General features: G+C 68.2%; 1 protein-coding gene. It reads left to right on the top strand.

All coding sequences use genetic code 11. The annotated features are described in order from the left end of the window. A partial coding sequence (locus TN53_RS42955; RefSeq protein ID WP_046264357.1) for a cation:proton antiporter occupies nt 1-371 on the top strand: 371 nt, incomplete at both ends.

Genomic DNA, 371 nt, shown 5'->3' with positions numbered 1-371 from the left:
CATCACCGCCTTCCCGGTACTGACCCGGATCATCGCCAAACAGGGTCTGCAGAAGACCCGCGCCGCCACCCTGGCCCTCGGGCTCGGGGACGCGGACGACGTCCTCGCCTGGTGCATGCTGGCCGTCGTGGTCGCCCTGACCACCGCCACCGGCACCGCCGGATTCCTGACGGTGATGGCCTGGTCGGCGGTCTACCTGGTCGTCATGCTGTGGCTGGTACGCCCTGTGCTCGCCACCATCAGCGACCGGCTGCGCGTCACACACACGCAGTACGTGCCCGTCCTCGTCGCCTCCGGCGTGTTCACCTCGGCGTTCGTCACCTCCCACATCGGCATCCACGCCATCTTCGGGGCGTTCATGTTCGGCATGG

This window comes from Streptomyces sp. WM6386, from assembly GCF_000972385.1.
In the GTDB taxonomy this organism is placed as follows: domain Bacteria; phylum Actinomycetota; class Actinomycetes; order Streptomycetales; family Streptomycetaceae; genus Streptomyces.
Note: the sequence above shows the minus strand (reverse complement) of the source record. Positions and strands in the feature narration are given on the sequence as shown.